Genomic DNA, 1,537 nt, shown 5'->3' with positions numbered 1-1,537 from the left:
GTTGCGGCTGGCGACGACCCACTGTGCCCCGGCGTGGACCAAGAGTCCGCCCAGACCATAACGTCCGCTGTCGGCGGTGATCGGCCAGCGACCGGTGCGGCAGCCGCTGAGGTTGACGAAGCGCTGCGGCAGATCGAGGTCAGCGAGCTCCATCAGGCGGAGGGGACGATCCGCCATCACCAAGCCGGAGAGCTCGGGGAGCACCGGGTCGTACAGCCCATGGCTGTCGACGTGCAGCCAGGCGGCGGTTGCCAGGGCTTGCCGAAGGGCCTGATGGCTGGCCTCGTCGCCGCCCATCAGGCGGGCTTCGGGGAAGAGCTCGCGATAGGTCGACGCCAACTTCCGAGCACCCGGTAGATCACCGCGCGGATCGACCACGAAGAGGGGCGATCGCGCAGCGTCAGGGGTTGAGGCAAGGCCGGCGTCCCGGGGCGTCGCCCCGGCCGGCACGACGACGGGGGTGGTCAGGGAGCTGAGCCATAGAGCCGATCCGTTGCCGGCAACCGGCAGTGCCGCGGGCGGGATGCCCTGCAGGGCACCATGCAGCGCGAAACGGGTCACCGGTCCGAGCGTGGCGAGATCCCTGGGCAGCAGTGCCGCGGCGAGCGGTTGCAAGAGCTCGCGCCAGGCCTCGGCGGACCACTCAGGCCTGGCGACCCCATCCAAACGGTGGGCGATCTGTCGCAGCAGCTCGCGGCGCGTGGCTCGGAGCATGGCGGTTCGATGCTCCAGGTGGATGCCGTTCGCATCGCGGCGCAGCAGCAGGATCTCGTCGTCGATGGCGAAGGCCCTCAGGTCGACCCCGTCCTCTGCCGACGGCGCCATCGACTCGCAGCCTGGCCATTGCCACCACAGCTCGCGCAGCGCTTGGCGGACCTGGCGTCGCCGGATCTCGAGCTCTCGGCGGCGGGCTCCGGCGGCCGGCACTTCGAGCTCCGTCAGCTCCGCCAGCTGCTGCGCTCGCTGGTCGTCGATCTCGCGCCAGCGGGCGGCCAGCTGCGGCGTCCGCGCCTGTTGGCGGCATCGGCGGCGCTCACCGTCGTGGGCGGACCTTCGGTCGAGATCTTGCAAGATCTCCCAGGCCCTCTCCGCGTTGCCGACGTCCACCGCCGTGCGGGCGGCGCGGGCGAAGGTTTGGGCTCGCTGCCCGGGACCCAAGGGCAAGGCCGGCAAGAGGCCAGCACTTCCAGCCAGTCCCTCGCCAGAGTCCGAGAAGTCCGCCAGCTCGTGCTGCAGCAGGCTCTGCCGGAAGGCTGCGGTGGCGTCTTCGAACTGTCGCTGGGCGCGGTGGGCTCGGCCGAGGCAGCTCCAGGCCCAGGCCGCAACCTGGGGATCGGCCGAAACCAGGTCGGAGCAACCGGTCGCCGCGCGATCCAAAGCACCCTGCTGCAGGTCGTCCAGGGCCCGGATGAGCGCCGCCCAGCGTGCCAGAGCCCGCACGGTGTCGCCCGCGACCGTGGCGTCCTGCAGTAAGCGGTCGGCGGCGGCCAGAGCCTCGGTGGTGCTGTGTCCCTGGCGCAGGCGCAGGTAAGCCAGC

Annotated in this window: 1 protein-coding gene; it reads right to left on the bottom strand. The window is 71.4% G+C overall.

Features of this window, described 5'->3' with window-relative positions:
- On the bottom strand, positions 1 to 1,537 hold a 1,537-nt coding region (locus tag AAF481_20590; protein MEM7483565.1), incomplete at both ends, for a CHAT domain-containing protein.

The organism is Acidobacteriota bacterium, from assembly GCA_039030395.1.
Lineage (GTDB): Bacteria > Acidobacteriota > Thermoanaerobaculia > Multivoradales > JBCCEF01 > JBCCEF01.
The sequence above is the reverse complement of the archived record's forward strand: the minus strand, read 5'-3'. Positions and strand labels throughout refer to the sequence as shown.